At 68.5% G+C, this 14980-nt stretch carries 10 protein-coding genes; 7 read left to right on the top strand and 3 right to left on the bottom strand.

The window, feature by feature from the left end:
• Positions 1 to 303 precede the first annotated feature (303 nt).
• The 4 genes from ABEA67_RS08905 to ABEA67_RS08890 all read left to right on the top strand — a co-directional run bounded on the left by ABEA67_RS08905 (position 304) and on the right by ABEA67_RS08890 (position 8732).
• The gene (locus ABEA67_RS08905) at positions 304 to 1431 is read left to right on the top strand and encodes a restriction endonuclease-related protein (protein WP_345464025.1); all 1128 of its coding nucleotides are present in this window, start codon (positions 304 to 306) and stop codon (positions 1429 to 1431) included.
• Positions 1424 to 4810, top strand: a complete 3387-nt coding sequence (locus tag ABEA67_RS08900; protein ID WP_345464022.1) for a hypothetical protein — start codon at positions 1424 to 1426, stop codon at positions 4808 to 4810. Before ABEA67_RS08905 ends, ABEA67_RS08900 begins: the two co-directional genes overlap by 8 nt.
• Positions 4810 to 7629: an RNaseH domain-containing protein gene (locus tag ABEA67_RS08895; RefSeq protein WP_345464019.1), complete on the top strand. Its 2820-nt coding sequence runs from the start codon at positions 4810 to 4812 to the stop codon at positions 7627 to 7629. Before ABEA67_RS08900 ends, ABEA67_RS08895 begins: the two co-directional genes overlap by 1 nt.
• A gap of 470 nt (positions 7630 to 8099) precedes the next feature.
• Entirely contained in the window at positions 8100 to 8732 is a 633-nt protein-coding gene (locus ABEA67_RS08890; protein ID WP_345464016.1) for a hypothetical protein, read from the top strand.
• Positions 8733 to 8827: 95 nt separating this feature from the next.
• Here the strand turns inward: ABEA67_RS08890 and ABEA67_RS08885 are convergent, their stop codons facing one another.
• Positions 8828 to 9523, bottom strand: coding sequence for an HD-GYP domain-containing protein (locus tag ABEA67_RS08885; protein ID WP_345464013.1), 696 nt, complete (start codon positions 9521 to 9523; stop codon positions 8828 to 8830).
• A 450-nt stretch (positions 9524 to 9973) separates the two neighbouring features.
• Here ABEA67_RS08885 and aceA point away from each other — a divergent pair, with 450 nt between their 5' ends.
• The 3 genes from aceA to ABEA67_RS08870 all read left to right on the top strand — a co-directional run bounded on the left by aceA (position 9974) and on the right by ABEA67_RS08870 (position 12825).
• On the top strand, positions 9974 to 11302 hold the full coding sequence (gene aceA, locus ABEA67_RS08880; RefSeq protein WP_345464010.1) for an isocitrate lyase: 1329 nt from the start codon (positions 9974 to 9976) through the stop codon (positions 11300 to 11302).
• A 102-nt stretch (positions 11303 to 11404) separates the two neighbouring features.
• Positions 11405 to 12016: a WD40 repeat domain-containing protein gene (locus ABEA67_RS08875; RefSeq protein ID WP_345464007.1), complete on the top strand. Its 612-nt coding sequence runs from the start codon at positions 11405 to 11407 to the stop codon at positions 12014 to 12016.
• Positions 12007 to 12825 (top strand): WD40 repeat domain-containing protein, encoded by an 819-nt coding sequence (locus ABEA67_RS08870; RefSeq protein WP_345464004.1) that lies wholly within the window; start codon positions 12007 to 12009, stop codon positions 12823 to 12825. Before ABEA67_RS08875 ends, ABEA67_RS08870 begins: the two co-directional genes overlap by 10 nt.
• A 335-nt stretch (positions 12826 to 13160) precedes the next feature.
• On the opposite strand, the gene cdd is transcribed toward ABEA67_RS08870, so the two are convergent.
• On the bottom strand, positions 13161 to 13610 hold the full coding sequence (cdd, locus tag ABEA67_RS08865) for a cytidine deaminase (RefSeq protein WP_345464002.1): 450 nt from the start codon (positions 13608 to 13610) through the stop codon (positions 13161 to 13163).
• Positions 13603 to 14943, bottom strand: a complete 1341-nt coding sequence (locus ABEA67_RS08860) for a hemolysin family protein (protein WP_345464000.1) — start codon at positions 14941 to 14943, stop codon at positions 13603 to 13605. Before ABEA67_RS08860 ends, cdd begins: the two co-directional genes overlap by 8 nt.
• Positions 14944 to 14980: the final 37 nt, after the last annotated feature.

The raw sequence follows: 14980 nt of genomic DNA, 5'->3' as shown, positions 1-14980 counted from the left end.
GTCGAGAGCGGACCAGGCTGATTTCTCAGCCTGGTGATTCAGTTCAGCGAATCACGAAGCGAACCCACCTTGATTTGTCGAGAACGTAGTGTAGGATGGCGGCGTGCATCACACTTCGTCCCTTCCCGGCGGCGAGGAGGCCCTCAGGCTCCTCGCCGCCGGTCTGGTCCGGCCGCACTCCGTAGGCCGCAAGGGCGAGGTCGTCAACGCTCCCGACCCAAACGCACGCGCCCGCACATAAATCCCCGTGAGGAAGCAGCCGGTGCTGAGCCGGTTGCTCGCTGCCTTCAGGAGGTCCACCCGATGAGTCCTGATTCGACCCCCACGCGCCCCGTCACCACTGCCCGGCTGCTCGCGGCAGCGGTCCTCGCCCAGTACCGCGTCGCCCAGGAGCGCCGCGTCATCCTGCAGGACCACACCGTCCCAAACAGCATGCAGGATGCGATGAGCCTGCTGGGCCGCCTCGCCCTGGAAGAAGGCCGGGAGGACCGCTACGCGAACGTGCTTGACGTGCTGCACGCCTGCACCCGGCCGCTCGGCGAATGGAACCTTGAGGCCTTTCAGGGGGACTTTCCCTACGCCAACACCCTGCTGGTGGATCCGGATCTGCTCGTCCCCACCGAGGAGTGTGAGGAGATCGCCGCCGAGAGCGGCCGCACGCACGACGACGTGATCGAGAAGCAGCTGCACGCGCGCCTGACCGAGGTGCTGGGGCCGCTGCCGAAGGCCGAGCAGCACCGCGCCTACACGCTGATCCGGGAGTTCATCGCCCGTCAGAGCCTGACCTCCCGCCAGCACCTGCGCGGGTACTTCGACGACCACCTCGTGCCCGATGAGGTGACGGACCTGCTGCTCGGGCACTTCTTCATCCCCGTGCCGGAAACCTGGATGCAGCGCGGGGTGCCGCAGCGCTGCGCGCACTGCGGCACCCTGACCCGCCCTCATGCCGACCAGGGGCGCTACCCTGCGGGACGTTGTCCCCTGCAGGCCTGCCGGGAGGGGCAGGAGTACCGAGCCCTCGCCCGGCCCTTCGAGGCGAACGCGCCGCTCGTGGCGAGCAACCAGGTGCTGCGCTACTGGGTGAACCCGGCGGTGGACGAGTTGCGCATCTATGACGCGGCCGTGGAAAAGGGCCTCCCAGCCGCCCTGTATCCCCAGTCCGACCAGTGCGACGTGAGCCTGGGCCGCCGCACGGGAGTCGACGTGAAGAACTACCGTGACGCGCACGCCCTCGTGTGCAAGCTGAACGCGGGCATCGGCGGCCTGAAGCACTACGACGTGAAGATCCTCGCCGTGCCCGACGCGAGGCGGGACCAGGCGGGGTACCTGCAGGCGCTGCGGCGCGGCCTGAAGCGCGGCCCCGCCGCGGCGGTCCGCGTCATGACCGTGGGTGAAGTCCGCGGGGAACTGGAGGTCCTGGCCCATGCGTGAAGTCCCCAGCCTGTGGCCCGGCCCCCGGCGCATCCAGTGGGCCTGCGTGCTCGCCGAGGAACTCGGCCTGGAGAAACTCGACGACGTTCCCCTGCTGATGCAGGGCCTGGCCAGCGTCCTGAAGGCCCCCGCCGTCGCGCCGCACGCCGCGCTGGTCCGGGAAGCCCGTCACGTCCTTCAGGGGGTGCGGTCGCACGGCGCGCTGGTGTACGAGGTGCGCGACTTCAACGCCTTCGTCCGCGAGCAGGGACGGCAGCAGGCCCCCGCGTACGAGATTCAGGAGCGGGACGACGGCATCCACTTCAAGCGAGTCACCCACCGCATCAAGGACCGCGACGTCACCGCCAACACGACTGCCGAACAGGCCAGGCAGGCCCTACGCGACGGCTTCGACCGGCAGTTCAATACCCTGTCCCTCGCGGACCCGGCGCGGGAATTCACCGCGGAGGTGTCTGCCCGCCGCACCGACGGCTACGCCGCCACCGGCACCGTGCACGTCCCCGTAAACCTCGGGGGCGTGCCGCTCCCCGCCATCCCGCAACACAGCCTCGACCGCACGCCCCGCGGGGCGCTGCGCGTGCCCTGGTCGGACCTGGAAGCCATCGCGGCGGAACTCGACCGGCTCGACGGAGAGCAGGGCCACCGGCCGGAGAACTGGGCGGCCCGCCTCGCGAACGCGAAGCTGATGGTCACGGCCGGAGGCAAACTCGAACCGGGCACGGAACTGGTCCTCGAGGGCCTCAAGCACCTGGTCGGCCTGCCCGGGGCGGGGAAGACCACCCTGATCACCCTGCTGTGCGTCTGGCTCTCCCGCCAGGGCGTGAAGACGGCGGTGTTCTTCACCAGCGTGCAGGTCGCCCGCGGGTACCTCGAGAAGCTGCACCGTTACGGGGCGAGCGTCGGCATGCTCGTCGGACAGGGGGGCACGACCCGCGCCCGGCACGCCACCCGGCTGAGCGAACTCGCTGCCAGCGGCGACCCGCAGGGGGGCTTCGGCCACGCGGTGTTCGGCGCGCATCTCTTCGGCGCCAACTGCCTGCTTCCCGCCTTCGCCCCCTCGGGCAGCGAGCACTGGCCACTGGGGGAAGCGCCGTGCGACCGCGTCCAGCAGCGGCGTGAACCCGGCGACCGCCGCGCGGTGCGGAGACTCTGCCCGGCCTGGGCGGCCTGCGGGCGCAACAAGGCCGCGCGGGACCTGCCCAGCCAGACGGTGTGGCTGGGCCACATCGCCAGCCTGGACACCCTGGTGCCGGGGCATACCAGCGAGGAGCGCCTGCGGTACTTCGAGCTGGTGGCACGCACCTTCGACGTGGTCATCGTCGACGAGTGCGACGCCGCCCAGCAGAACCTCGACGGGCACGGGGCCGTCACCCTGAAGATCACCGGCCGGGAGAACAGCCTCCATCACAACGGCGTGCAGGACCTGCAGGTACGCCTGGCCGGGGAGGACAACTTCATGCTGACGGACCCACTGGTGGAGGTGTACGACGAGTACTTCGACCGCTTCTCCTGGCACACCAAGCGGCTCGTCACCACCGTGCAGAAGCTCAGCCCGGAAACCCGCGAGCGGTACGCCGGGCAGTTGCTGACGACCAATGCGGTGCTGAGCCGCATCATGCGCGACATTGCGCAGGAACGAAAGGCGGCGGTGTGGGACTTCTACCAGTCGGCCCTCTACGACGCCTTCGAGACCGACAACCGCCCTCAGGAGTGGGTGAACGCCAGACGTTTCGCCCGCGACCTGGGCCTCAAGGTCACCGCCGCGAGGAAAGAATGGCTCGCCCTGAATGAGGCGCTGCGGATGTACCTGCGGGCGAACACTTCGGGGAGGCGTGAGGCCGCCCAGGCCGCCATCCACAGGATCCTGGTGCGGGTGGTGGGCCTGGAGGGACGGCCCGTCCACGAGGACGTGCGTCTGCTCGTCGCGGTGTCCTGCCTGGTGGTCGCGTTCCGCCGCGTCGCCGGTCACGCGCAGCGGCTCGTCACCCACGGGATCGTCGATGGCAGCGTCCTGTCCAACAGTGACAGCGCCGAACTGCAAAAGCACGTGCCGGTGAACGTGATGGGCCTGCTCTCCGGCGTGCGCTTCCACATGCAGCCCAACGGCTCGACGGCCATCGACTACCTGATGATGAACAGCGCGCCGCGCCTGCTGCTGTACCACCTGCACGAGCTGGACGGTGAAGGCGGACCGGCCGTGCTGCTCACCAGCGCCACGTCCTACCTCGAACAGAGCACCACCTACCACGTGGAGGTCCTGCCGGACTACGTCCTTTCCCCGGCGGTGCCCGACGTGCGCGCCGACCTCACCCACTACGCCTTCACGCCCGTCACGGACCAGCGCAGCGGCACGCCGCTCTCCTTCAGCGGCGCGGGAGACCCGCACACCGCCCGGGAGAACCTGCGCCGCATGGTGGACGCCCTCGTGGGCGGCGACTGGCAGGAAAGCGAGGTGGGCAAGGCCCTCACCACCCTGCAGGCCAGTTACGGGGCCCGGCGCAAGGCGGCGTTCGTGGTGAACAGCTATGAGCAGGTGGAGACCATCGTCGAGCACCTGCGCGTCCGTCACCCCGACGCCTACCGGCGGGTGCGCGGGGTCGTCCGCGCGCCGCGCCCCGGGCCCTACGTCACCTCCGCGCAGGTCGAGGCCCTGAGGGACGACGAGGACGTGGAGCTGCTGGTCTTCCCGATGATGGCGATCGGGCGCGGCGTGAACATCGTCTTCAGCGAGGGCGAGCACCGCCGCAAGGCCGCGATGGGCTGCCTGTACTTCCTCACCCGGCCTCACCCGGCGGCGGACGACCTGTCCTTTTTGCTCAGCGTCGTGGCCCGCGAAACCCAGAAGGCCGACGCGCGTGTGCCCGCCGGGGACGAGACGCTCGAGGAAACCCGTGACGCCTGGTTGCAGGCCCGCCGCGCGGCCTTCGCCCGCGCGTCCGAGCTGATCGGCTCCCCGCTGCGGGCGTCCACGCTGGAGGGGGAGTTGTTCGAGGCGTTCGCGGCGAACCTGGCCGTGCCCGTCCTGCAGACCATCGGCCGCGGCATGCGCGGTGGCAGCCCCGTCCAGGTGTTCTTCGTCGACGCCGCCTGGGCGCGCATGAGCGCCAGGGGTGAGGTGGAAACTGCTTCGAGCAGCGTCCTGGTGGCCATGCGGGACGTCCTGCGGGCCTGCGTGAACCACCCGGACCCGCTGCGCGCCGGCGTGTACCGCGAGCTGTACGCCGCGTTCCTCGACCCCCTCGAACGCCTGGAAAACCTCCACTTCCCCGACCCGGCCGTGCCCCGGCCAGCCCCGCGCCGCAAGGCTGTCCAGCTCGACCCGGACGACGTGGATGACGTGTACGTGCCCCCCGCCGACCTTGACCTGGAGGAAATCTGATGACTACGGCTGCCCCCGCGCGCTACCACAAGTACGACGACCATGAGGACTTCCGGCCCCTGTGCTTCCTGTTCCCCGACCAGGCGCAGGGCGCGCCCGCGCAGCTGCACACTCTGGCCTGGACCGACCCGGCCCGCGAGGTGCTCTGGCGGCTGGACCAGGCCCTCAGGCCCGGGTACATGCCCACCCGCTCGTTGAACACCCTCCTGGAACTGCACGTGCCGGGCCTGCAACGGGTTGCCCGCCGCCTGGGCACTGCGGAGAGAGAAAGCGGGGTCCTCGCCTGGGCGGACGGTGAGGACCAGGGTGCCCTGTTCAAGGGGGCCATGAAGGCCGTCGCCCGCTGGACCAACGGCACCCTGACTGCGGCCTGCCAGGGCCGCGAGGACACCGAACAGCTCACGGCCGTGCTGGAGGACTTCAAAACCCTCTACCGGGAGCGTCGGCTGCTGACCGTCAAGCCGGAGAGGGGCCCGGTGTACGACTGGAAGGCCGCCTCCAACGGCACCACCGAACCCGGCACCGGGCTCTCGTACCCGGCACTCGCGGACGCCGTCGCGCGGCAGCTGGAGGGCCGCGAGGTCTTCCCGGGCCTGGGGCCCGTCCGGCGAATCGTTCCCAATCACGCGCAGGCCACGGCCGAGCTGATCAGCGCACCCATCCGCGAGAACGTCCGGGAACCCTTCAGCCTGGTCCTCAGCCTCCGGGTCCTCACCCTCCCGACCTTCCCCCGGCCGCTGGTCGCCCTCGACTTGCACAAGCGCCGCTGGGTGTCGGAGCTCAAGGCCAACCCCCGGAACGGCAGCGTCACCGGCTACGTCTTCGGGGTGGGCGAGAGCACCGCGCACCCATTCACCATCAGCGCCGAGAAGGGCGCCTACACCGTGAATGGGGAGTTCAAGGAACTTGCAAACGCCTACGACCTCGACCTGACGGCGGACGGCACCGCCACCCTGCATCAGCGCAGCGACCGGGCCGAGGTGCTCGTCAACCTGCGAGCGGGCTACGGCAAACACAGGATTGAGGCGGGCGTCCCCGAACGCGACAAGATTGACGCCCTTGATCAGGCCCGCGCGCACCTCGAAACCCTCGGGTTCCAACCCTGGGCGGACGTCACCGAGGTGGGGACGAAGAACAGCGCCCCCACCGAGACCGCCTTCGTCGACATCGACGACGAGAAAGCCCAGGCTGACCGGGTCGAGACCTGGCTGACGCGCACCCGCCAGATGCTCCCCCAGCAACACCGGGCTGGCAGCGTGCTCCTGATCGCCTACCACCCCTCCTGCGAGGCAGACGCCCGCCTCGCGCAGGACACGGTGCAGCGGGTCCTCGGGGACCTCGTCCACGTCGCGGTCGTCGGTCTCCCCGACGACGTGCACGGGTTGCGTGACGATCTGCCGGGGGCACGCCTGGGGGCCCGCGCTCGCGCGCGGCAACGCGTCGAAGCCTGGAAGCCCCTGGTGGACCTCGTCCGGGACACCAACGAACGGGACGGGGTGATCGGCGTCCTCGTTCTCGCCCCCCGCACATACCCTTCGCGTACGTCGCCAGACGGGAAGCTGCGCGGCGAGGACAAGATCAACAAGCGGGTGGCGCGCAACGTCATCGCCCGGCGCGGCCGCGCCCCCGTCCAGTACCTGCTCCCGCCCAACCCCGAGGAGGAGGATCCCGCCCGGGACTTCCGCATGCGCCTGCACAACGCCTGGATGCACCTGGTCTGGGGGCATCACGGGAACATCGACGAGATCAGCGAGAACGCGCAGCGGCTCTTCCTGCTTGAGGAGGACGCGCAACGGCTGTTCCCGCGGGAGACGCGGCCCGAGGTGCTGCTCGGCTTCACCGCCATCCAGCGCAACCGCAAGAAAGGAGAGAACGACCGCTCCTTCGTCGCTCTCTCCTTCCGGGTGTGGTTGCGCGGCGCGCGGGTCGAGGCGGCCTTCGCCTACGAGGACGATGCGAAAACCCTGCAGGTCACCCCCTGGCAATCCCTGCGCGAGACCCTGCTCGACGTCGCGGCGAAGAGCCCGCTGAACCTCAACACCGACGCCAAGAGCGGCGTGCGCCAGCACCAGTACCAGGAGTTTGTTTTCAACGCCATTCAGGCGGAAGTCACGGCTGGCCGGCGTCCCCTGGTGATGGTGGACAGCACCCACGCGGTGCGGCTGTGGCCCTGGCTGGCCGACATCCGGGTCGATCCGGGCAACGTCGGGTTCGACGCCCTGAACAAGCGCAACATGCAGGTGCCCTGGCAGAAAGCTGGCCTGCGCCTGGTGCGGATCCGCCAGGACAACGCCCCGCAGGTCGTGACGGACAAGTACGTCCGCTACGACGACATTGACACGGGAGAGATTCACCGGGTGCACGCCCCCACCTGGCTGGCGGCCAAGCTGCTGCGTGTGGGGGGCTGCCAGGTGCCCACTTACTTCTCCTTCGGAAGCAAGCTCACGTTCCGCGGGAAGCGCGGCGTCTCCTGCTACCGCAGCACGCCCGCCTTCAAGGAAAACCGTAAGAAGGGCGAGAAGGCAGAGAAGCACGCGGGCCGCAGCGTGCATGTCCGCGCCGATAAGGACCGCCCGCCGTTTACCCAGCACCGCTCCACCCCGAACCCGGTGGAGATCAGCGTCCTCCTCGCGCAACCCCAGGACGACGTCGACCGGGTGGCGGAGTTCGTGGAGAGCCTGCGCAGCGGCTACGGCCACCACAGCGACTGGACGAACCTGCCCCTGCCCCTGTTCTTCGAGCGGGTGGTCCGGGAATACATCGCGGACTTCGACGATCCCGACCTGGACGAGGACCCCGACGACGACGACGCCAACTGAAGGCGAACGGCCGCCAGCAGCAAGAATCAGCGCCCTGACTCATCCCGGGGCGCTTCGCTATGGCAAAAGCAGCTTTGAGGACAGTCCAGCCCCTCAGGAAACGGGGCAGGGGGAAAGGAAGCTCGAAAGTATGCGCATAGAGAGCAGCCGCTCACGAGGAGCAGGAGAAAAGCTCGTGCTGGCGCGGCTGCAGAAAATGGGAAAATACCGTGACGTTATTCAGGGCGTATGCAGTTTTCCCACAGCTCGAAAAGCCTGTATTTGTCGCAGCAGAGTGGGAAACTAAACAGGCAGCCGACAGCCCTTCGGGGTGCTTCTTTTTTGGCAGTGGCCTGGAGCCTGAGCCGGAGGGGTCTTGCCGCAGGCTTCAGGGAGAGAAGAGAACGGCCCGCCCACCGCCCCGCACCACCTGAACTGGAGCTGACGCCGCCGCTCACGCCGCTCAGGGGCCGGGCGCTAGGGTGGGGCGCATGAACCGCTTTTTTCTCTCTCTGCTGGCCGCGCTGACGCTGGGGGCGGGCAGCGCCGTGACCTTCGGCGGGCTGAACGTGACGCCGCGGGGGCCGCAGAACCTGAACCTGGAAACCGGCGCGACCGACCTCCCCCAGGGCGGCACCGCGACCGACGCCCGCACCGGGCTGCGGCTGAACGCGGCCCAGATGCAACTGGTGCCCGGCGCACGGCTGACGGCCCAGGGCGCGACCGTCACCACCCGGCAGGGGGGCACGCTGCGCGCCCAGAACGTCCTGTATGACCTGAAACTCGGCACGGTCACCGCGTCGGGCGGCGTGACCTACAGCGACGCGCGCCTGAAGAACCTGACGGCGAACCGGATGGTGCTGTACGTGAAAACCGGCTTCGTGACCGCCCAGGGCAACGTGAGTGCCGCCGCGCCCGTCCTGAGCGCCGAGGCGCTGACCTTCGACGCGCGCACCGCGCAGGTTCTTCTCAGCGGCGGGGCGCGCCTGACGGTGCCCGGCCGCCCCGCGCTGGTGGGAGGCAGCAAACCGCTGCTGCTGACCTTCAGCGGCAACCGCCTGCTGAGTGCGGCAGCTGGCCCCGACGCGGCCACCCTCAGCCGCTTTGCCCCCTATCTCAAGTAGCGCTGCCTGATCCGGATTCCGGAATCCGTACGTTCTCCTTCTCCCTTCGGCTGAATGTTCCGGTTGACAGGCCAACCTTTTCAACGGATTCCATCTCAGGGAGCGGCGCTGGCGGGGGCCTGCCCGCCGGGGGAAAGCAGGTGCCCAAAGCCCAGCACCCCGTCCACGAACAGCGGCGCGAGGACCGGGTCAAAGAGCCGCCCGGCCTCTTGCAGCAGGTACAGGGCAGCGTCCGCCTCCGGCCAGCCGGATTTGTAGGGCCGCGAGCTGGTCAGGGCCTCGAACACGTCCGCGAGACAGACGATGCGGGCACTCAGCGGAATCTCGCCGCCACGCAGCCCCGCCGGGTAGCCCTGGCCGTCCCAGCGTTCGTGGTGGTGATGCACGGCTTCCAGTGTCTGCGGCGGCAAAAAGGGCAGTGCTGCCAACAACTCCACGCCCCAGACGGGGTGCTGGAGGATGACGGCATGTTCCGCTGGCCCCAGCGCCCCCGCCTTCTGCAAGATGGCCTGTGGCACGCGCACCTTGCCGATGTCGTGCAGCGCCGCCCCCCAGCGGATGGCCCGGACCTCACCCGGCAGCAGCCCCAGGGCCGTCGCCAGCCGCCCGGCGAGGTCCGCGGTGCGGCGGACGTGTTCCCGCTGCCAGTCCTCCCCGGCCTGAGCGGCCTCCTCCAGAGCGGCACCCAGCAGGCAGATCAGATGGTCGAGTGCCCCGGCGGGGTCCGGCGGCGCGGCAGCCTCATCGCCCGGCCACAGGGCAGGGAGTACGGCGGCGCGAGCTTCACGCACGCTGCTCCCGGCTGCCCGCCGGCAGGCAGAAACTGCCAGTCATGCGCGGAGCTTACGTCAGGGGCTGTGACTCAACCGTGATAGGGGTTCGGCGCTCAGGTGTGTGCCGCCCCCGCTGTTCCGGTGAAAGGGCAGGCGGTTACGGCGCGGCGCAGCTTCTTCTCTGCGGGCGGCCAGGGCGGTATTTCCCCGGCCAGCGCCAGAGGCTCTGGAGCATTTGTCATCAAGATGTCGCAGGGGGTGTGTTCGAGCCGGGCGGCGGGCTGGAGCGGTGTACCTCTCGAAGTGGTGTACCCCGCCGTGCCGTGAGTACACCACCTCTCCAGGCGGGCGGCGTCACCCACAATGGCCTCATTCAAGACCGGGGCAAAGGCACAGCGCCCCCAGCACCGTTCCCGCCGGACCTGCCTCACGGGCAGGACAGCCTCTCACACCCCCGAGGAGCCGACCATGTCCCCCAACTCTAGCCAGCACAGCCCCAAAACGCACGCTGAAATCCTGGAAAAAACCTGGCAGACCGAGGAACGCTGGCAGGGCATCAAGCGCAACTACTCCGCCGAGGACGTGGTGCGGCTGCGCGGCAGTCTGCCCATCGAGTTCACCCTCGCCAAGCACGGCGCGCAGAAGCTGTGGCGGCTGATGAAGGAAGAACCCTTCGTGAACGCCCTGGGGGCGCTGACGGGCAACCAGGCGATGCAGCAGGTGAAGGCGGGCCTCAAGGCCATCTACCTCAGCGGCTGGCAGGTGGCGGGCGACGCCAACAACGCCGGGCAGATGTACCCCGACCAGAGCCTCTACCCCGCTTCCAGCGTGCCCGACGTGGTCAAGCGCATCAACAACACCCTGCGCCGCGCCGATCAGATTCAGCACGCCGAGGGCAAGGACGACATCGACTACTTCGTGCCCATCGTGGCCGACGCGGAAGCGGGCTTCGGCGGCCCCCTGAACGCCTTCGAGCTGATGAAGGCCATGATCGAGGCGGGCGCGGCGGGCGTCCACTTCGAGGACCAGCTCGCCTCCGAGAAGAAGTGCGGCCACCTGGGCGGCAAGGTTCTGGTGCCCACCTCGCAGTTCATCCGCACGCTGAACGCGGCCCGCCTCGCCGCCGACGTCTCGGGCGTCCCCACCGTCCTGATCGCCCGCACCGACGCCGACGCCGCCAACCTGCTCACCAGCGACATCGACGACAACGACAAGCCCTTCACGACCGGCGAGCGCACCCCCGAGGGCTTCTACTACGTTAAGCCCGGCATCGAGCAGGCCATCAGCCGCGCGCTGGCCTACGCCCCCTACGCCGACGTGATCTGGTGCGAGACCAGCGTGCCCAACCTGGAAGATGCGCGCCGCTTCGCGGAAGCCGTCCACGCCAAGTTCCCCGGCAAGCTGCTGGCCTACAACTGCTCGCCCTCCTTCAACTGGAAGAAGAACCTGGACGACGAGACGATCGCCAGGTTCCAGGTCGAGCTGGGCCGGCTGGGCTACAAGTTCCAGTTCATCACGCTGGCGGGCTTCCACAGCCTCAACCACGCGATGTTCGAGCTGGCCTACGGCTACGCTCGCCACCAGATGCCCGCCTTCGTCGAACTTCAGGAAAAGGAATTCGCCGCGCAGGACCGGGGCTTCACCGCCGTCAAGCACCAGCGCGAGGTGGGCACCGGCTACTTCGACCTCGTCAGCACTGCGGCGGGCGGCGGCCAGAGCAGCACCACCGCCCTCACCGGCAGCACCGAGGAGCAGCAGTTCCACGGCGAGAAGGAGGTGGTCGCCGCCCACGACTGAAGCCAGAGAGTCATGACCGCCGGGAGGGGAGAGCCGAGGCAAGGTTCTCCCCTCCCGGCGTTGGCGTCACGTCGCCGTCATGTGGGGTGCGTAGGCTGGGGCATGTTCGCGCTTTTGCTGGCGGCCCTCGCCACTTCCCCCGTCAGTGCTGCGCCAGAAGTGAGCGTGGCTTTCGGAGGTCGGGACACGGTCCGGGTCTTCGGCCCCTCCAACAAGGGGCGTGAGGAATACCCCTGGACGCATCAGCAAACGCTGCTGTCCCCCCGTGGGGACGCTGCCGCCGTCCGCTTCTGCTGGGAAATTGGCAAGTACGGTGGTTGTCAGGTGTTCCTTGCCCAGCCCGGTCGGCCGGTGCTGGAGCTGAAGAACAGCAACGTGCGGCAACTCCTCTGGACGGCGGACGGGCAGTATCTGCTCGGCGCTGGCGAGAACACGGTGCGGCTGTGGAATCTGTCGGGAGGCAGCCGGGCTGCTGTCCCACGCCCGGTTCTCTCCGGCAACCAGCAGAGCAACTCGCATATCAGGCCGCTGTGGCTGCGGGACCGTGACCTGTGTGTGGCGATGAACAGTGAGGTGTTCGGCCCCAACGGGGGGTACGCCACCGGCTCTCTCACGACGACCACCCGCTATGCCCTGCCCACCCTGCGGCCCCTCACCGTGACGACGCTGCCTGTCCCCGCGCTCTCCGATACGAAAGAGGCCCCATGCCGCTGAAATCCCTTCTCCTGACTGCCTTGCTGCTCGCCCCCGCCGCGGCGGCCCTGGAAGCGACCGTGACCACCGAGCCGGACTCCCCGGAGGCGAGAACGGGCACCCTCACTGTAACGGACGCGGGTCAGACCCTCTGGACCGCCACCACGCCGGGTTTGCGCTGGGCGCGGGTCGGGCCGCTCAGCCCGGACGGGCGGACGCTGGCCCTGCTGGGGGCCTTCGGCTATGTCCAGCTCTGGGACGTGCCGACCGGACAGCGCCGCGCCACGCTGCTGGCCGCCGACCGCAAATCGGACAAGGTGAGCCTGGCAGCCTTCTCGCCTGACGGCCGCACCCTGGTCACGCACGCCTACCCTTACGACCTGAGCGTGTGGGACGTGGCGACCGGGAAACGGCTGGCCCAACTGGCCGGGTCACAGACGCGCCGGGTGTTCCTGCCGGGCTTGCAGGTGGACTTCATCCCAAACAGCGGCCTGTTCAGCGTAGCGGGTGGGGAGGCCCCGGCGATGGTGTTCTCCACGCGCACTGGCGAACTCCGCGCCAAACTCCCGGCTCCCATGCAGCTGTACCCTGGCCTCGGCACCTTCCCCCGCGGCTCCGTGGCCGCCGACCTGACGGACGACGGCGAGCGGATTGCCGTGCTGTACGCGAACGGCGAGATTCGGCTGCACGACGTTCCGGGCGGTCAGGTCACACGTTCTGGCTTCTGGAAGACGCCTGGCACCTCCGGAGCGACCGTGCGTCTCGACCCCTCCGGCGAGGCTGTGACCGTGGCGCGCGGACGGGAAAGCTTCAGGATTCCGCTGCACTGAACAACGCGCCCCGCCGTGGCTGAGGGCGCGTTTTGGGCCGCGAGGTCCAGACCGTCCTGCTAGGTTGGACTGACTTCATCGTTTCCTGTGGTTCTAATTTCTGGGGGCAGCATGAATCCAAAAAAGCAGAGCCTTCTGTCGGCCTGGCCTCTCCTCATTGCTGTGCTTATCCTGCTGCACTTCATCTCCTCGCTGGTCTTTTTCAGGGTCTACCACCTGGGGAGTGTGGCGGCGGCACTCCTGCTGCTCCTGTATGCCTCGTTTGCCAGGAATGCGAAATAACCTGCCTGCTCCCAATAGGAAAGCAGGCAGGTTATGCAAGAACATCTCTTCGCCTACTCGGTCCCCACCTCGTGCCCGTCGTCGCGCTGCTCCAGCCGGAAGCCGTGGGGCAGGAAGTCGCGGACCAGGCCGCTGACCACGTCGCCGTGCTGGTTCACGCAGACCACGCGGGCGTCGGGGGCGAACTCGAACAGGACCTGACGGCAGGCACCGCAGGGGCTGGCGGGCGGCGTGGCTTCCGAATACACCACGATGTCGGTGAACTCGCGCGCCCCAGCGGTTGCCATCGCCTGCACCGCGGACTGCTCGGCGCAGCGGCCCAGGCCGTAGCTGGCGTTCTCGACATTTGCGCCGAAGTAGACGCGGCCATCTGGCGTTCTCAGCGCCGCGCCCACGCGGAACTTGCTGTAGGGGGCGTAGGCCTGCCGGAAGGCGGCTTTGGCCCCTTCCAGCAGTTGGGGGTCGGGGGTCACGGGGGTCAGGGTTTCGGGGGGGTTACTCATGGGGCTGTTCCTCTTCTGCCGTGAAGACCAGCACCTCGGGGGCGCGTTCCACCCGGACGCGGGTCACGCGGCGCTGATCGGCGTCCTCGACCGTGAAGGCCCAGCCGCCATGCACGAAGCTCTGCCCGGCTTCCGGAATATCCCCGAAGTGGCTGGTCATGAAGCCCGAGAGGGTGTCGTACTCGCCGTCGCCGTCTTCGAGGTTGGTGCCGAGCCGCTCTTCCACCTCACCGACGGTCAGGCTGGCGTCCATCAGGTACACGCCCTCACCCAGCACCTCGATCAGGGGCACCTCGTCCTCGTCGGTCTCGTCGTAGATCTCGCCCACGATTTCTTCCAGGGCGTCTTCCAGCGTGACCAGCCCGGCGGTGCCGCCGAACTCGTCCACCACGATGCTCAGGTGCGATTTCTTGTCGCGCATCTTGCTGAGCAGGTCGTTGATCTTCATGCCCTCGGGCACGAAGTACACCGGGCGCATCACGTCCGCGATAACGGTCTCGTCGAGCGTGTTCAGGTGGCGCAGCATGTCGCTGGTGTGCGCGATGCCCACGATGTTGTCGGCGGTGTCCTGGTAGACCGGCACGCGCGAGTAGCCGTGTTCGTTGTTCAGCTCCAGCAGCCGCCGCAGGGGGGCCGCGCCGTCCACGACCACCATGTCGATGCGCGGCGTCATCACCTCGCGCACGGTGGTGTCGGAGAGGTCGAATACGTTGTAGACGAGTTCCTTTTCCTCGTCCTCCAGCACGCCTTCCTGGCTCGACGCGCCGACAATCATGCGGATTTCTTCTTCCGAGTAGGTGGCGTGGTGCCCCGCGACAGCCTTGAGGCCCAGCAGGCGCAGCACGAAGGCCCCCAGCCCGTTCAGGCCCAGAATGATAGGCCGGAAGACGGTGGTAAACAGTACCAGCGGGCGCACCAGCGATAGCGCGAGCTGCTCGCTTTTCTGGAGGGCCGCCGATTTGGGCACCAGCTCCCCCAGCACGATATGCAGCGTGGTCGAGAGGGCAAAGGCCAGCAAAAAGGCCACCCGTCCCTGCCACGGCTCCGGCACTCCGGCCCGCACGAACAGCGGCTCCGCGAGGTGTTCGATGGCCGGCTCGGCAATAAAGCCGATCAGCAGGCTCATCATCGACACGCCCAGCTGAATGGCAGCGATATACAGGTCGAGCCGCCCCAACACCCGCTGCACGGCCCGCGCCGCCCCGTTGCCCTCCTGGGCGAGCTGGTCGATGCGGGTGCGGCGCACACTGACAAGCGCGTACTCGACCGCCACGAAATATCCGTTGGCGATCACCAGAAACAGCAGGGACGCCACTCCAATCCAATCATTCATCTGTTCGCGCGCTCCACCGCGCCGCGGTACACCGCGA

Source organism: Deinococcus carri (assembly GCF_039545055.1).
GTDB classification, from domain to species: Bacteria; Deinococcota; Deinococci; order Deinococcales; family Deinococcaceae; genus Deinococcus; species Deinococcus carri.
The sequence above is the reverse complement of the archived record's forward strand: the minus strand, read 5'-3'. Positions and strand labels throughout refer to the sequence as shown.